At 55.5% G+C, this 15,629-nt stretch carries 19 protein-coding genes and 1 tRNA gene; 6 read left to right on the top strand and 14 right to left on the bottom strand.

Annotated features, from left to right (window positions below):
• Complete coding sequence (locus ACIQYF_RS10160; protein ID WP_402860379.1) at positions 1-420, bottom strand: helix-turn-helix domain-containing protein; 420 nt, start codon at positions 418-420, stop codon at positions 1-3.
• Between the two features lie 340 nt (positions 421-760).
• On the opposite strand from ACIQYF_RS10160, the gene ACIQYF_RS10155 reads away from it, so the two are divergent.
• Both ACIQYF_RS10155 and ACIQYF_RS10150 read left to right on the top strand, forming a co-directional pair.
• A complete protein-coding gene (locus tag ACIQYF_RS10155; RefSeq protein WP_322234192.1) occupies positions 761-1,030 on the top strand; it encodes an ogr/Delta-like zinc finger family protein in 270 nt (89 codons plus the stop codon).
• On the top strand, positions 1,027-1,386 hold the full coding sequence (locus ACIQYF_RS10150; RefSeq protein ID WP_402860375.1) for a hypothetical protein: 360 nt from the start codon (positions 1,027-1,029) through the stop codon (positions 1,384-1,386). Before ACIQYF_RS10155 ends, ACIQYF_RS10150 begins: the two co-directional genes overlap by 4 nt.
• Positions 1,387-1,474: 88 nt before the next feature.
• On the opposite strand, the gene ung is transcribed toward ACIQYF_RS10150, so the two are convergent.
• Both ung and ACIQYF_RS10140 read right to left on the bottom strand, forming a co-directional pair.
• The gene (ung, locus tag ACIQYF_RS10145; RefSeq protein WP_402860372.1) at positions 1,475-2,167 is read right to left on the bottom strand and encodes a uracil-DNA glycosylase; all 693 of its coding nucleotides are present in this window, start codon (positions 2,165-2,167) and stop codon (positions 1,475-1,477) included.
• A gap of 146 nt (positions 2,168-2,313) precedes the next feature.
• Complete coding sequence (locus ACIQYF_RS10140) at positions 2,314-2,604, bottom strand: hypothetical protein (RefSeq protein ID WP_402860369.1); 291 nt, start codon at positions 2,602-2,604, stop codon at positions 2,314-2,316.
• Between the two features lie 226 nt (positions 2,605-2,830).
• Between ACIQYF_RS10140 and ACIQYF_RS10135 the strand changes: the two genes are divergently transcribed.
• The 4 genes from ACIQYF_RS10135 (at position 2,831) to ACIQYF_RS10120 (ending at position 4,933) form a co-directional block, all read left to right on the top strand.
• Positions 2,831-3,052, top strand: a complete 222-nt coding sequence (locus ACIQYF_RS10135; protein WP_402860366.1) for a cysteine-rich CWC family protein — start codon at positions 2,831-2,833, stop codon at positions 3,050-3,052.
• Positions 3,053-3,085: 33 nt separating this feature from the next.
• Positions 3,086-3,799 carry a pseudouridine synthase gene (locus ACIQYF_RS10130; RefSeq protein WP_402860363.1) on the top strand — a complete coding sequence of 238 codons (714 nt, stop codon included), beginning with the start codon at positions 3,086-3,088 and terminating at the stop codon, positions 3,797-3,799.
• An 80-nt stretch (positions 3,800-3,879) separates the two neighbouring features.
• The gene (locus ACIQYF_RS10125; protein ID WP_402860788.1) at positions 3,880-4,752 is read left to right on the top strand and encodes an alpha/beta fold hydrolase; all 873 of its coding nucleotides are present in this window, start codon (positions 3,880-3,882) and stop codon (positions 4,750-4,752) included.
• Positions 4,753-4,859: 107 nt separating this feature from the next.
• Positions 4,860-4,933: transfer RNA gene (locus tag ACIQYF_RS10120), tRNA-Gly, on the top strand.
• A 260-nt stretch (positions 4,934-5,193) separates the two neighbouring features.
• On the opposite strand, the gene ACIQYF_RS10115 is transcribed toward ACIQYF_RS10120, so the two are convergent.
• The 11 genes from ACIQYF_RS10115 to ACIQYF_RS10065 all read right to left on the bottom strand — a co-directional run bounded on the left by ACIQYF_RS10115 (position 5,194) and on the right by ACIQYF_RS10065 (position 15,628).
• Positions 5,194-6,198 carry an isopenicillin N synthase family dioxygenase gene (locus tag ACIQYF_RS10115; RefSeq protein ID WP_402860360.1) on the bottom strand — a complete coding sequence of 335 codons (1,005 nt, stop codon included), beginning with the start codon at positions 6,196-6,198 and terminating at the stop codon, positions 5,194-5,196.
• A 13-nt stretch (positions 6,199-6,211) separates the two neighbouring features.
• Complete coding sequence (locus ACIQYF_RS10110; RefSeq protein ID WP_402860357.1) at positions 6,212-6,955, bottom strand: amino acid ABC transporter ATP-binding protein; 744 nt, start codon at positions 6,953-6,955, stop codon at positions 6,212-6,214.
• Positions 6,955-7,668 carry an amino acid ABC transporter permease gene (locus ACIQYF_RS10105; RefSeq protein ID WP_402860354.1) on the bottom strand — a complete coding sequence of 238 codons (714 nt, stop codon included), beginning with the start codon at positions 7,666-7,668 and terminating at the stop codon, positions 6,955-6,957. The genes ACIQYF_RS10110 and ACIQYF_RS10105 overlap by 1 nt, the downstream gene beginning before the upstream one ends.
• The gene (locus ACIQYF_RS10100) at positions 7,665-8,363 is read right to left on the bottom strand and encodes an amino acid ABC transporter permease (protein WP_402860785.1); all 699 of its coding nucleotides are present in this window, start codon (positions 8,361-8,363) and stop codon (positions 7,665-7,667) included. Before ACIQYF_RS10100 ends, ACIQYF_RS10105 begins: the two co-directional genes overlap by 4 nt.
• Before the next feature lie 109 nt (positions 8,364-8,472).
• Complete coding sequence (locus tag ACIQYF_RS10095; RefSeq protein ID WP_402860351.1) at positions 8,473-9,297, bottom strand: ABC transporter substrate-binding protein; 825 nt, start codon at positions 9,295-9,297, stop codon at positions 8,473-8,475.
• A gap of 227 nt (positions 9,298-9,524) precedes the next feature.
• Positions 9,525-10,412, bottom strand: a complete 888-nt coding sequence (locus tag ACIQYF_RS10090) for a metal ABC transporter substrate-binding protein (protein ID WP_402860348.1) — start codon at positions 10,410-10,412, stop codon at positions 9,525-9,527.
• 32 nt (positions 10,413-10,444) lie between these two features.
• Positions 10,445-11,314, bottom strand: a complete 870-nt coding sequence (locus ACIQYF_RS10085; RefSeq protein ID WP_402860345.1) for a metal ABC transporter permease — start codon at positions 11,312-11,314, stop codon at positions 10,445-10,447.
• Positions 11,311-12,066, bottom strand: a complete 756-nt coding sequence (locus ACIQYF_RS10080) for a metal ABC transporter ATP-binding protein (protein ID WP_402860342.1) — start codon at positions 12,064-12,066, stop codon at positions 11,311-11,313. Before ACIQYF_RS10080 ends, ACIQYF_RS10085 begins: the two co-directional genes overlap by 4 nt.
• A gap of 281 nt (positions 12,067-12,347) precedes the next feature.
• Positions 12,348-13,628 (bottom strand): diguanylate cyclase domain-containing protein, encoded by a 1,281-nt coding sequence (locus ACIQYF_RS10075; RefSeq protein ID WP_402860339.1) that lies wholly within the window; start codon positions 13,626-13,628, stop codon positions 12,348-12,350.
• A gap of 76 nt (positions 13,629-13,704) precedes the next feature.
• A complete protein-coding gene (locus tag ACIQYF_RS10070) occupies positions 13,705-14,340 on the bottom strand; it encodes a LysE family translocator (protein WP_402860336.1) in 636 nt (211 codons plus the stop codon).
• A gap of 133 nt (positions 14,341-14,473) precedes the next feature.
• Positions 14,474-15,628 carry a phosphatidylserine/phosphatidylglycerophosphate/cardiolipin synthase family protein gene (locus ACIQYF_RS10065; protein WP_402860333.1) on the bottom strand — a complete coding sequence of 385 codons (1,155 nt, stop codon included), beginning with the start codon at positions 15,626-15,628 and terminating at the stop codon, positions 14,474-14,476.
• Between the last annotated feature and the right edge of the window lies 1 nt (position 15,629).

Below are 15,629 nucleotides of genomic sequence, written 5' to 3'. Positions count from 1 at the left end.
CTACATACTGGGCGTGACGACTTCAAGGCATGCTGACAACTCTTTAACTTTTCTATTGAGCCGTTGAAGCTGTTGTTTCTCTTCAATCACTTTATAAACGGCACGCTGATCCGAGCGATTTAACACACGAAACATTAACACCAGTTCTTTCTCGCACTCAGTCAACCTGCCCAGTGATTCAACCATGGGTTGTGGCGCCTGCAATAACATTGGGCCTCGACCACCAAATAACCAATCAAGAGAGACACCCCGTGCGTGCGCCACCTCCATACATACTGAATAAGGAATACGGTCTCTGCCCTTCCAGCTACTGAGCGTTTGCGGGCTGACACCCAACACCTCAGAAAGTCCCGAGTCCGTTTTTACGTGGGTTATTTTTTTCAACCGCCCGAGTATTTCAATTGATTTACTGCTACTCACTTTGAATTATTCCAATTTGACTTTGTTGTGTTTTTTGGCAGAATTTACGCATTTTGAGTAATTTAAAGCGCTAGATATGTAACAAATATGATCCAGACAAAAATTATATAGAAACAACAGCCTAGGAAAAAACAAACACTTCCAAACAACACATCAAAAAGATTACTCAACAGGAGTCAAAAATCTTACAAGCACGGTTAAAAACGCTTACCCGCCATCAAAAAAACTGACTACCTCTTCCATAGGCTGTCAGCTCGCACTGATCAATGGATTGGTCTTTTTTTGAAATTAATGTGCTTATTAAATCGAGCACAAAACAATAGTTCAACTGGAGTCAGTCATGAGCACTTATAAAATGGTTTGTCCGCATTGCTTAAGCAGAATGCGTATTCGCACCAGCGAAGGTCGACATATCTTCTTACGCGTCGCTTATTTGCAATGCACAACTGAAGCTTGCGGCTGGTCGGTCAGGGCTGAATTTGAAATGACCCATGAGTTGTCTCCCAGTGGCATGCCGAACCCGAATGTTCACCTTCCAGGCGTCAATCAGGAGTTGCGCCAAGCGGCGCTGCCTACAGAAAAAATTGTCGATGAGAGCGTACGAGCATGACCCCTATTTACTCTCAAATCGATGGACAGCAATGCATTCAGCAAACGGCGCTGGTGTTTTTACAACGTTACCAGGCTCAGCATGCCGGAAATGATCAGGTGCTATTTTGCAGAGCTGTTGAGTATTTGAGCTCGACCTTTGAGCTGGCCACGCCTATTGCGGAAAAACTAGTCAGTTATGCTTACGGCGATCTGAAAATTCTCCATGAACGACGACGTCTGGACATCAGCGCGAGCAGCGATACCCTTGCCGTCATTACCGACCCAGCCAACGGAATGACCTGGGCTGTGCCTGTCGGGGCAATTGTAGGAAGAGTGATTGAGGCGCCCGACAACCGACGATTGCGCCTGGTCTGACCCGAATCGACCGCTAACGCGAGCCAGCACACCAGGCGCACTACCTGGTGTGCCAGATATAAGGCCTCCCGAAGCAAACAGAGGCTGCTTAAATCGACGGTAACGCCCAGTCGATAGGCAGTAAGCCATTTTGCTCAAGAAACTTGTTGGTTCGGCTAAAGTGCCCATTGCCGATAAAGCCACGGTACGCAGAAAGCGGTGAAGGGTGCACTGACGTCAGCACCAAATGCTTGGTTGCATCAATCAGCTTTTGCTTGCTCTGCGCATGAGCCCCCCATAACAAAAAGACCAGCTTGGGCTGCTGCTCACTCACCACTTGAATAATACGATCAGTGAAACGCTCCCAGCCTTTCTTGGCATGAGAAGCCGCCATTCCCCGCTCCACAGTCATGGTCGTATTGAGCAGCAGAACCCCTTGATCCGCCCAATGCTGTAAGCAGCCATGCGGGGCGATATCAATATTCAAATCGCGCTTGAGTTCTTTATAGATATTGAGCAGTGAGGGCGGCACAGCGATGCCCGGTTGAACTGAAAAGCACAAGCCATGTGCCTGGCCCGGCCCGTGGTAGGGGTCTTGCCCCAGGATCACCACTTTGATTTTATCCAGCGGGGTGGAGTTCAACGCATTGAAAATAAGCGGCCCTGGCGGGTAGATTTCTTTACCGGCCGCGTGTTCCAGCCGCAAGAACTCACGCAACTCGCTCATGTAGGGCTCATCGAACTCCTCACGTAAAGCCTGCTTCCAGACAGCTTCAAGTTTTATACGATCATCCGACGTCATGGCTATACCCTGAAAAACAATGCCGCGGACACTAAAAAAGCTCGCCCCTATTGTCAATTGATCAATGCACCTGTGCCCTGCATCACAGGCCGACACAACGAGCGTCAGCCTGTGACAAGCAGTGCAGGACCGGTGCCTAACGCCTCTTATCGGCCTCCCCACCCCCTGCCCTGGCCTGCTCCGTAACCCCCGCCATAGCCACCGTCATGGCCGTTGTGATACCCCCCAGACGGCCGGTAGCCTGGCCCCCAGTAACGTGGCGACGGCGCGTAGTAGCCTCGCGGATAGACGTAGTAAGAGCGATAACCGCCGTAGTAATAGGGTGCTGGCGAGGTATACACCTCGGTCGTACGATAACCGCTATAGCCCGAGTAATAGGGCACGCAAGCAGACACAGCCAAACTCAATACAACGATAGTGAGTAGACGACGATACATGGCGGCCTCCTGGACCGCGAAAGGGCACGTACCAGCGGCGCTGGACGGCGACAAACAGCAACGCTGCCTGACATCTTTTAAGACCGTGAAAATGAGACTCGGTGCCCTGAATAAAAACTGTCAGACCAGCGGATGCGCCCGCGCTTGATGCATCGCCCCGCGCACAGGGTTTTCACAACGCCTACAATCAACTCCCTGACGCAGGCCCACCAACGGACACCCTGACATGACTGCCCCCAACCTCTGCCCCGCCTGCGGTGCGCGCAATGACTGCTCTATGGCCACTGCTGAAACCCAGGCCCCACCCTGCTGGTGCTACAGCGTCAACATTGACCCACGGATCCTCCAGGCCTTAACGCTCGATCAACGCAACAGTGCATGCCTCTGCCCCCGGTGCGCAGAGGTGTTAAGCCAATTGCCGCCTGCGTCGACTGAACAGCTCACGTAAGATGCACGCCTGTATTCCCTGTGATTGATCGCTATGCGCGTAGACCGTTTTCTTAGCAACTTGCCCCAGTTCAACCGCCGGCAAGTCCGCCTGCTGCTTATAGAAAAGCGAGTTCGGGTCGATGGCCAGGTTGTATCTGACCCGCACCATGATGTCCGGGAATTTAGCCGTGTCGAGCTTGACGATCAGGTCCTGCAGGCCGGTAAACCCGCGCGTTACTGGATGCTGCACAAACCGCCAGGCTGCGTCAGTGCCACACAAGATCCCGAACACCCGACGGTGCTTGATCTGCTGAACGAGCCGGACAAACACGACTTGCATATAGCTGGCCGACTGGACTTCAACACCAGCGGCCTGATGCTCATCACCAATGATGGCCACTGGTCACGCCATCTGACTCAACCGCAGACCAAATTGCCCAAGGTCTATTACGTCGAGACCGAACAGCCCATCAGCGACGCGTATGTCGCCAAGTTCGAAGAGGGGGTTTTTTTCGCCTATGAGAACCTGACCACATTGCCTGCCAAGCTGCAATTGCTCAGTCCTTGCAGTGCGCGTTTGAGCATTGTTGAAGGCCGCTACCACCAGGTCAAACGCATGTTTGGCCACTTCAACAACAAAGTGGTGCGCCTGCACCGTGAAAGCATTGGCCCCTTGACCCTCGACAGCCAGCTTGCTCCAGGCCAGTACCGGGCACTCACCGCTCAGGAAGTCGAACAGTGCGGCCCCGCGGTACCACTGCGATAGGAACGAGCACGCCTGCCTGTCACAATCGCAGCGCATTATCCGCCTGACACAAGCTCGATTCACTGGAGTCAGACGCCATGATGAAGCCCGAAATCGCTGTGCTCGACCTTCAAGGGCATTATCGGATTCACACCGAGTTCTATCGTTCTGATACCGCAGAGAACACCATCCTCCTGGTCAACGGGTCGATGGCTACCACAGCATCCTTTGCCCAAACCGTGAAGAACCTGCACCCGTATCTGAACGTCGTGCTGTACGACCAGCCCTATGCTGGCAATTCAAAACCACACAATCGGCATCAAGACATGCTGACCAAAGAACTCGAAGCCCAAGTGCTTCTGGAGTTGGTCGAGCATTTTGATGCGCAGTACTTACTATCATTTTCATGGGGGGGGACATCCGCGCTGACGGCGCTGGCAAGCGCGCCACGACGCATCGAAAAAGCCGTGATCAGCTCTTTTTCGCCACTCATCAACGCCCCCATGCGCAACTACCTGGAGCGTGGTCGAAGTTGCCTTGCAGACTGCAACCGCACGCAAGTCGGCAACCTGGTCAATGAAACCCTGGGCAAACACTTACCGTCGCTGTTCAAGCGTTTCAACTTTCGGCACGTCAGCACCCTGGCCGAGCATGAATACGCTCAAATGCACTTTCATATCGATCAGGTACTGACGAGCGATCAGCAGTGCTACCTCAACGCCACGAAAAGCATTGAAATACCGGTGCTGTTTATTAATGGCGCTTGGGATGAGTACACCGCGGCCAGTGATGTTGTGCAGTTTGCGCGCCCGATCCGCAACAGCCAGTTTATTTGTCTGGAAAACACCGGGCACTTTCTGGACATGGAACACAAGCAGGCCAGTCACATCAGCAAGATGGCCCTGCTGAACTTTTTAAAACCGCCTGCCCCATTATTTTCCAGACCGCCGCACCACATGTCGCTTGCGCTGTGATGCTCCAAGCTACAAGGAAACGTTTTATACAACGTCGAAAATTGCATGTTTCAAGAATAAAAACTTCTCATCAGAGCCGACTTCTGGTACAAAGTTAGCCGCTTTGAGCGGGTATAGTTTAGTGGCAAAACGAAAGCTTCCCAAGCTTTAGTTGAGGGTTCGATTCCCTCTACCCGCTCCACATTTCAAGTGCTTGCTGGCTTATCTGCCGACCTCCTGTTTTATCTCCTTGTCCTCGCTGCGAATCAGTATTTCCATACTCAATGATGCCTGCAGGGCACAAAGCCCGAATGCCCGCGCCCGAATTTCTCGGATCAGGTTCAAGCATCGCGACAGCCCCTCTTTCAATCCCGGCTTTAACCAAAACCTGCGCACCCAACCCGTCTCATAAAATGGGCCAGGAAAAAGCCTGGGCAATGTCTATTCATCTTTACCCTCACCTCACAACACGTTCTCACGCAGTTGTGGAAAGACCTTAGAGACCTTGTTCAACAAGTAGTCGCCATACTCTCCGTGAAAGGCATGCACATTAACCTTGTCCCAGCGCTGGGCGCTGTCGTCCTGCTGCTCAACCCCGGGCAGGCCGCCTATCGGTTGCACACGAGCACGAAAGTTTGGATCGAAGAACAACGGGAACGACAAACGATCGGAGCCCGAGGTGTTGCGGGCGACACGATGCGGCGTCGAGCGATATAAGCCACCAGTCATCCGATCCAGCATGTCGCCGATGTTGCACAGAAATGCGCCGGGAATCGGCGTCGCCTCGATCCAGCCCTGGGGAGTGCGCACTTGCAGGCCGCCGATGCTGTCCTGATGAAGAATGGTCAACAGCCCATAGTCAGTGTGTTCGCCCACGCCCCATTGCACATCCAGCCCTTCAGGAACGGGTTGCGACGGGTAGTTGAACAGTCGGAACAAAATCAGTGGGTCAGCGGTGTAGCGGTCGAAAAAATAATGCTCGTCCAACCCCAGGCTTAAGGCGACGCCTTCCATCAAGCGATGCGCCAATTGGGTGACCGCCGCCATATAAGCGAGGATGGTTTCGCGAAAGCCGACGACGTCAGGAAACAGGTTTGCGCCATGAACCGGGGTCTTGGCCACGACTTCGGGCGCCGACTCATCCAGTTCAGTCCCCAGGTACAACCCTTCTTTCCAGTCTGGCCGGTTGGATGTCAGCTCGCCGCCAAGCGGGAAGTAACCGCGCCAGGCGCGCCCGCCCAGTTCCATCCGCCAACGCAATTTAGTGGCCTCATCCAGAGCAAAAAACTCATGGCTCAAGGTTTCCAGCCGCTGTACCAGTGCAGGGTCGATCCCATGCCCGATGACATAGAAAAAACCCTGCTCGCGGCACGCGCGACGGATGTGCTCAGCGACTTCGGCGCGTGCGCTGTCAGTGAACAGGGGGGCCACATCAATGATGGGTAATTCCTGGATCGCAGTGCTCATAACAACTCACCCCTCAAACGGCAGAAGAAAACGGTGTGCGGATATCCGCTAAAAATTTCTGCGTGCGTGGATGCTGCGGGTTCTGGAAAAACGCTCCGGCTGGCGCTCGCTCCAGCACCCGCCCCTGATCCATAAACAACACCCGGTCTGCAACTTCGCGCGCAAAGCCCATTTCATGGGTCACCACGACCATCGTCATGCCATCGCGAGCCAGGTCACGCATGACCAACAACACTTCACCGACCATCTCCGGGTCGAGTGCGCTGGTGGGCTCGTCAAACAGCATCAGTGGCGGACGCATCGCCAGCGCCCTCGCGATGGCTACCCGCTGCTGCTGACCACCTGAGAGATTGGCTGCGTAGGCATCCGCCTTGTGCGCAAGCCCCACACGCTCCAACAAAACCATGGCCTCTTTGCGAGCGTCAGCCACGCTCAGGCCGCGCAGTCGAATCGGCGCCAGGGTGCAGTTTTCCAACACGGTAAGGTGCGGGAACAGGTTGAACTGCTGAAACACAAAACCGATATGTGAGCGGAACTGGTTCAGATCCAGGCCCTTGGCATGAATGTCTTGGTCATCAATCAAAATGCGTCCGGACTTGATCGGTTCGAGGCGATTGAGCGTGCGAATCAATGTCGATTTGCCCGAACCCGACGGCCCGCAAATCACCACCACTTCGCCCTTGGCAATGTGCTCGTCGACATCCACCAACGCGTGGTAGGCGCCGTACCATTTATTAACCTGCTCCAGCCGAATCATCAGGCAACCTTGCTGTTGTCAGTTAAGGAAACACGTTGCGTCTGCCGCCGTTCCAGCCAAAAGGCGAAACGCGATAAGCCAAAGCACAACACAAAATAAGTGAGCCCCAGAATCAGGTAGACCTGGGTCGGCATGGTGAATACCTGAGTGTTGATCTGCGACGCGATGAAGGAGATTTCCGACAGGCCAATGATGTAGCCCAACGAGGTCTCCTTGATGGTCGACACAAACTGGTTCACCAGCGAAGGCAGCATCGTGCGCAGCGCCTGAGGCAGGATGATCCAGCGCATCGTGCGCCAGTAACCAAAGCCCAGCGAACGCGATGCCTCGACCTGCCCCCGATCAACCCCCAGCACCCCGGCACGAACGATCTCTGCCAGATACACCGCATCGAAGAGCACCAGCGCCATCAACATCGTCGTGAACTGATCGGTCTTGTACCCGGTCAGGCTGGGCAAAAAGAAATACGCCCAGAAGATCACCATCAACAGCGGAATGCCGCGAACCCCGAACACCAGCCCCGTGACCGGCCAGCGCAGCCAGCGCCACGGGCTGAGCCGCGCCAGCCCCAGCAACACACCCAGCGGTATCGCCAGGATCAGGCCCAACGACGCCAATAACAGCGTTAACGCCAGCCCACCGAGCGGCCCATTGGGGTATTGCCCCACCAGAAAATACACCCAGTAGGTGTCGATCAACTCGAAGGTGGTCATCGTGCTTTCGCCTGTACATAGCGGTGCTGATACCACGACGCGGCGCCGGTAATGAGCAGCGACACACTGAGATAAGCCGCCGTCGCAAAGGCAAAGGATTCAAGACTACGGAACGTTGCGCTTTCAACCTGGCCCGCCTGATACATCAGCTCGGCCACACCAATCACGGTGGCGATGCTGGTGTTCTTCCACAAGTTTAGGGTTTGCGAGATCAATGGGGCGACTGTCACCCGTAATGCCTGCGGCAAGATCACCAGGCGCATGCTCGCCAAGTAGCCAAAACCCAGGGCGCGGCCAGCTTCCATCTGTACGGCGGGAATGGCACGAATGCCGCTGCGAATGTCTTCGCTCATGAATGCTGCGGTGTACAGCGTGAGCGCAACGATGGCGCTGGTGGCCTCGATGTTGCCAGCATACAACCACTCACGCATGCCTTCTGGCAGGAACTGCGGCGCAGCGAAATACCAAAACAGCATGTGCGCCAGCAGTGGCACATTTCGGATCGACTCGACGTACATGAAGCCGAGCCATTGCAACGGGCGCAAAGGCGACAGTCGTAACAAGGCTACCAACAGCGCCAGCGGTAATGCGCACACCAAGGTGACACAGGCAAGCTTGAGAGAAAGCGCCAAACCGCTTAAGAGCATGTCGTGGTAGTGGCCGCTCAGCAGTAACGAGTAATCAAAATCCAGCATCTCGCGCAGAACTCTTAGGACCGGCGAGCCGTTCATCGTCGTTGCCCGGCAAGCCTCGCAAGGCTCACCCGACCAGCAATGTCACGACCCGCCAGCCGAATGGCGGGTGTTACTCAACTTGATCGGAGTCAATCTTGAAGTGACGTTCAGGCTGGTTCGACTTGGTGCCAGGGCCGTACCATTTCAGGTACAACTTTTCGGCTTCTCCCGAGCTTTCAAGGCGCGCAAGCGTTTTGTCGACAGCCACCTTCAGGTCGCCGCTGTCCTTGGGCAAGGCCAGCGCAAGCGCTTCGGTGCTGAGGTTTTCAGGCAGGATCGAATAACCGGCGGACGCTGCGCCAATCTTTGCAAAATCGTTGGTCAACGCAGACTCGTCATCGACGAAGGCCTGGCCCTTGCCTTGTTGCAACGCCAACAGGGCTTGTTGCGAGGTTTCAAAGGTCACGACTTGAGCGGTAGGAATCGCCTTGCGGATGTTCGGCTCTTGAGTCCCGCCCTTGACTGTCAGGACTTTTTTGCCCGCCAGTTGATCCAGCGAGGTAATGCCACTGGATTTTTTCACCAGGGCTTTCTGGCCTGTGATCAAGATCGAGGAAGAAAAATCGACCAACGACTCACGCTCCTTGTTGTGAGTCAGCGAAGCTGCCAGCAAATCGACACGGCCCTGCTGCAATTCTGGAATGCGTGCAGCCACCGAGATCTGTTTGTAGACCGGCTTTACCCCCAAATCCTTGGCCACTTCGTTACCCAGGTCAATCTCATAACCAATGATCTGGCGCGTCTTGGCATCAATAAAACTGTTTGGCTCATCGGTACCCAAGGTACCAATAACGATCTCACCCTTGTTTTTGATGGCGGCTACATCGGCGAAAGCGCCAGCACTCACCAGAAAAAGTGCGGCAGCAACGGCTGAACTCAGAAGGCTAATTCTCATCCCAGGATCTCAAAAGAAAAACTCAAGAAGGTGACCCCAGCCACTGCTCAGCAGTGCAGGCCATTAGCCTTGGATACTAACAATCAGAACTTAAAGAGATAAAAGAACTATTTAATATATCCATATCGCATTAATGATGGTCGCGCTGACGAGGCATCAAGGCTGCGATCTCTTGATCTCTGGTTAAAAAATCGCAACCGGCGCCCGCGCCTATCGCAGTGACGACCTCAATTGCCTTTCATGGCTGCGGTCAGCTTGTCGACGTTGTAATGAAACATTTGCACGTAGGTAGCCGCAGGGCCATCAGCCGGCGACAGGGCTTCGACATACAACTCACCGCCCGGCTGTGCACCGCTGGCATCGGCAATTTGTTTAACCAGACGTGGGTCACTGGCGTTTTCGAAGAAGTAAGTGCTGACGTGCTCTTTCTTGATCTGGCGGATCAACTTGGCAACGTCTGCAGCCGACGCTTCAGTTTCTGTAGAAAAGCCCAGAGGCGACAAGAAAGTCACACCATAGGCATCACCGAAATAACCGAAAGCATCATGGGAGGTTAAGACCTTGCGCTTGTCGTTCGCAATCGCATGCACCTGCGTACGGGCGTATGCATCTGCTTGCTCTAAGTCTTTGATGTAATTCTCGCCCCTGGCCTGGTAGTCGCGGGTATTTTCCGGGTCGGCTTTTTGCAAGGCACTGATGATATTGCGCACATAGATCACGCCATTCGCAGCACTGTTCCAGGCGTGCGGGTCGGTGATCTGCTGGCCGTCTTCCTCCATGCTGCGGGTCTTGATGCCATTGGACAGCACCACCGGTGGGCCTTTGTAGCCCGAGGCTTTGATCAGGCGATCGAGCCAGCCTTCCAGCTGCAAGCCACTGACGAAAACGATGTCGGCGCGCTTCAAGGCTTGCGCATCATTGGGCGTCGGCTCGTAGGCATGCGGGTCGCCGTTGGGGCCAATCAGTGAGGTCACATGCACATGGTCGCCGCCCACGTTGTGCACCATGTCGGCGATGACGGTGAACGACGCCACCGCTTCGATGGGCTTGGCCTGCGCAAGACCGGCAATACTCGACAATACGAAAACAGCAGCCAGCAGTGTTAACGGCTTCATTCGAATCCCCTCTTCTTTTTGCATGCCTGAAATCAGTGGGCGAGATGCGCTTTCGGGAACAGGCGACGCACAATTCCACTGCGCCCGAACAGTAGCGAAAACACATAAAAGGCGCTGGCCGTCAGCACAATCGCGGGGCCGGAAGCGACCCCGGCATGGAAGGAAACGATCAAGCCAATAAAGCCTGACAGGATGGCAACGAGGGTCGAGATGCTCATCAGCGCGCTCAAAGACGTGGCCCAGAACCGCGAGACGGTCGCCGGAATAATCATCATGCCCACGGCCATCAATGTGCCAAGTGCCTGGAAGCCCACCACCAGATTCAGGACCACCAGCAACAGAAATAGCACGTGATACAGCGAGCCGCTGCCGCCAACTGCACGCAAGAACCCTGGATCAAAACATTCCAGCACCAGCGGTCGATAAATCAGTGCGAGCACGATCAAGGTAAATGAAGCGATGCCACCGACCATGTAAATGGCCGGATTATCGATGGCCAAAATCGTGCCGAACAGCACATGCAGCAGGTCCACGCTGGAACCATGCAGCGAGACAATAAGCACGCCCGCGGCCAAAGACGTCAGGTAAAAACTCGCGAAACTGGCGTCTTCACGCAGGGTCGTGAATCGGCTGACCAGCCCTGACAGCAAGGCCACCAAGAGGCCTGCGATCAATCCGCCAAAGCCCATCGCAGGCAAAGACAAACCTGCAAACAGGAAGCCCACCGCAGCTCCCGGCAACACCGCATGGCTCATGGCGTCTGCGACCAGACTCATGCGCCGCAACATCAGCAACACGCCAACCGGGCCAGAGCCGATACCGAGCGCCAGGCAAGCAATCAAGGCTCGGCGCATAAAGCCAAACTCGACAAAAGGCTCAATCACCATCTGATACACCATCATGGCAGCGGCTCCTCATTCATCGAGCAGGGCGTGGCATCGTCACTCCAGTACTGCGCCATGTTGCGCGCCCGACGCAAATTGTCGGTGTGCAAAACGGCTTCAGTGTCGCCCCAGGCAATGGCTTCGCGCGCCATCAGCAGGGTGCTTGGAAAATGTTTGCGCACTTGGTCTATGTCGTGCAAAACCGCGATCACCGTACGGCCCTGACCATGCCAGTCGCGGATCAGCTTCAGCAGATCTTGCGTGGTGCGGGCGTCAATCGCAGTGAAGGGTTCGTCCAGGAGAATGACTGACGCGTTCTGCATCAATAAGCGCGCGAACAACACTCGCTGGAATTGCCCTGATGAAAGCGACCCGACACTGCGACCTTCAAACCCCTCAAGGCCTACTGCCAGCAACGCTTCTTGTGCCTGCCGGGCCTGCTCGCGACTGACACCGCGAAAAGCCCCGATGCTGCGCCACGCGCCCATGATCACGGTGTCTGCAACGTTTAAGGCAAAGCTGCGGTCGATCTCGGCTGCTTGCGGCAAATAACCGACATTGCGCAGCGCAAGACTTGCACGATCAATGCGCCCGGCAGCCGGTTTTAACGTACCGGCAATAGCTTTGATCAGCGTCGACTTGCCCGCGCCATTGGGGCCAACAATCGCCGTGAGGCTGCCCGCCTCAAAACACCCGCTGATGTGGTGCACCGCAGGGCGGCGCTCGTACGTGACGGTAAGGTCATGCAGGCTAATACGCACAGCACTCATGGAACAGACACCGCCCAGACAATGCCCAGCCACAGCACAACCAGAGCGGCCAAAGAAACCAGCAGTCGCCTGCCCGCAGATTGAGCCAGAGCGGAACCGGCGATTGTGCAAGCCAAGGGGGATCGAGAAGTCTTCACGCGGGTCGCTCGAAACATAATGTAATGATATTACATCTCGATCATGCGTTATGCCTAGTGAATATCAGCTACCGATCATCGAAAGCTGAAAATGACTGCGGGAGCCGACTTGCCCGCTCCCACATAGTCCCTGCCAGTCTTACTTCAGTATCCGTTCCTTTTAATCGTGTACATCGCCGTGTCCGCGTAGTGCAGCAACTGCTGAGGGTCGTCACCGTGTTCGGGGTATACGGCAATACCAATGCTGGAAAAGATGTTGAGCACGTGACCGTCAAGCTGTATCGGTTGGCTGAGGTTTTGACGAACTTTTTCTGCAACGATTAACCCGTGCTCTGGACGCTTGAGGCTTTCCAGCACCAGCACAAATTCGTCTCCACTCATTCTGGCAACCGTGTCGCTTTCACGTACGCACTTCCTCAATCGCAGCGCCACCCGTTGCAACAGTGCATCGCCGACAGCATGTCCGTAACTGTCGTTCACACGCTTGAAGTCGTCCAGGTCCACATACAGCACAGCCAAATACTCTTGCTCGCGTTTGGCACGGGCCAGCGCGCTGTTCAAACGCTCATAGAGAAACTCACGATTGGGCAAGCGTGTCAGCGCGTCGTGCTGAGCCAGATACTGCAAACGAGCATGCAGCTTTTGCCGTTCGATGGCCGCGGCCACCTGTGCTGACACGAACTGCAGCATTTCCTTGTGTGACTCGGTATAGCGCTCGCTACCTGCTGAGCTCATTACCAGCAGTGCTCCAATGATGCCGTTTTGCGTGGCCAAAGGGACTCCCAGCCACGACGGTGAATCCTGAACGCTATGCAGCACAGGCAGTCCGCTGCGAATCACTTCGTCACTTAACCGACCGATCTCGAACATAGGTCGCTCAGCGTGCTCGACAACGTAATAAGGAAAATCAAATGAGCCTTGGGGCTGATCACACAGCGCTATCGAAAAATTCAACGCCGGCAACCATTGCCCAATCAGTTGGTGCACTCGCTTGAACAGCGCTAACAAATCCTCAGCAGCATGGGCGGCTTCGGAGATGGCAAACATCGCCAATTGTCGCGACTCGGCCTGTTTGCGCTCGGTGATGTCACGGGCAACAGCGATGCGCAGCTGATGGGTCTCGGACCAGCGCGCAGACCATGAAATATGGACCACGCGCCCATCCTTGCGCAGGTAGCGATTCTCGAAGTTGAAGTTGGGTTCGCCGCCCATGACTTCACTGGCCGCGAGTAGCGTGCGCTCACGATCCTCGAATAAAACCAGCTCAATCATGGGGCGGCCGATCAGTTCGTGTGGCTCGTAGCCGAACACGCGCTCACAGGCCGCACTGACATAAACGAAATACCCCTGACGATCGACGACACACACCGCGTCCAGCAACAGGTCAATAAAACGGGCTTGTGACAGGTATTTTTTGATATCCATAGAGCGTTCGATGCCTCAAGGTCAAACGTAAGCCTCCATCCCTGCCACTCGCACGCTGCACGCCTTGCAGCTCACCTCAATCGTGATGGCTCACCAACCCTGGCAATGCATGCGCCAAGGCACTGATCGCAAAACCAATAAACATGACGCCGCACAAACGTGTAATCAGCAACTCATGACGTTGATACAAGGCGCGAACGTGCCCAGCCCCCACGATCCCGATCAAGATCGCGTAAGCCAGCGCTCCGCCCACAAAGCTCAATGCGATGAGCCAAGGCAGCATGGACCAGGTCAGCAGTTCTGCACGCCCTGACAGCAGCGCGGTAAATGTCGCCACGGCCACCGGATAGGCCTTGGGATTGGTCAACCCAAAGAAAATACCGTGGGCAAAGGGCTGTCGGGCCGGGCCTTGTTGCGCCCCGCTACTGCGTTTGGCCCGGACGGCACGCAGGCCTAACCAAAACAGATAAAGACCGCTGAGCAGGCCGAGCACATTGAAGGCGGTGCTGCCAAATTCGCGCGCCCCGACAATCGCAATCAGCGCCGTGCTGCACCACATCACATCCCCCAGCAAATGCCCGCAGAGAAATCCGGCGCCCGCACGACGCCCGCGAGCAGCACCAATACCAAAAACAGCCAAGACGCCAGGGCCCGGAGTGATGCCATAAATAAAGCCCGAGGCCAGGACGGCCAGCAACAACGAAGGTGTCATGCGAAACGCTCCAGAAAAATCATGCTTCACGTTTTCCCATCGCCCGTAAAGTTGATCGATTTTGCACGTTCAGAAACGTTATGTAACCGCGTGTTAAACAAAATGCGAGGTAACCCTCAACAAAACACTGTGTCTAGCGACGCCCGAAGAAATTCACCACCAACCGGTCAACCCAGCCCCAGATACGCTGTTTAACTCGCCGCCACAGGGGCCGTGACTGCCAGGCTTGCAGGCTGATGGGCTGGCTCTGGGCGAAGTCAGCGATGAAACTGGCGGTCACCGCCTGAGTCAACGCGGGGTCGAGCGCTTCAAGGTTGGCCTCAAGGTTGAAGCGCAGGTTCCAATGATCGAAGTTGCAAGAGCCGATGCTGGTCCAGCCGTCGACCAACACCATTTTCAGATGCAAAAAACACGGCTGATATTCAAAAATCTGCACCCCGGACTTCAGAAGTCGCGGGTAGTAACGATGCCCGGCATAGCGCACGGACGGGTGATCAGTGCGCGGGCCCGTGAGCAGCAGACGCACATCAACCCCCCGATTGGCCGCACGGCGCAGTGATCGTCGAACACTCCAGGTCGGTAAAAAATAAGGCGTGGCCAACCAGATGTTCTGTTGGGCGCTGTTAATGGCCCGCACCAGCGAATGCAGAATATCGCGATGCTGATGGGCATCGGCATAAGCCACGCGGCCCATGCCCTCGCCCACTTCAGGCACCTGCGGCAAGCGCACAAGCCCGAAGTGCCTGGCGGGCTTCCAGGCTTTTCGGCTGATGTTAGCGCGCCATTGACGCTCAAACAGCATTTGCCAGTCTTGAACCAGCGGGCCTTGAATCTCGACCATGACTTCATGCCAGTCACAGGTGTTTACGAGGGGCTGCCAGAACTCATCGGTGACACCCGTGCCGCCCACCACCGCCAACTGCTGATCCACCAGCAACAACTTGCGGTGGTCGCGGTACAGATTATTCAGGCCACGGCGCCAGCTCAGCGGGTTGTAAAACCGAAGCTCAATACCCGCCTCGGTCAGCCTGCGACGCAAGTCCGAGGTCAATGCCAGGCTGCCATAGCCATCGAACAGACAGCGCACCCGCACCTCACGCCGGGCCGCTTGCTCCAGCGCATGGACGATGGTTTCAGCGCAGCTTCCGGCTTCTACCAGATAGAGCTCAACATCAATGTGTGTTTGCGCCTGATCGATGGCTGCCAGCATGCGCGGGAAAAATGTCGGCCCATCAATCAGCAATTCGAACTGGTTGGCGCTACGCCATGGAAACACTGCGCCAGCCATA

The organism is Pseudomonas sp. NPDC096917, from assembly GCF_044762555.1.
GTDB lineage: Bacteria > Pseudomonadota > Gammaproteobacteria > Pseudomonadales > Pseudomonadaceae > Aquipseudomonas.
This window is presented reverse-complemented; position numbering and strand designations above follow the sequence as displayed.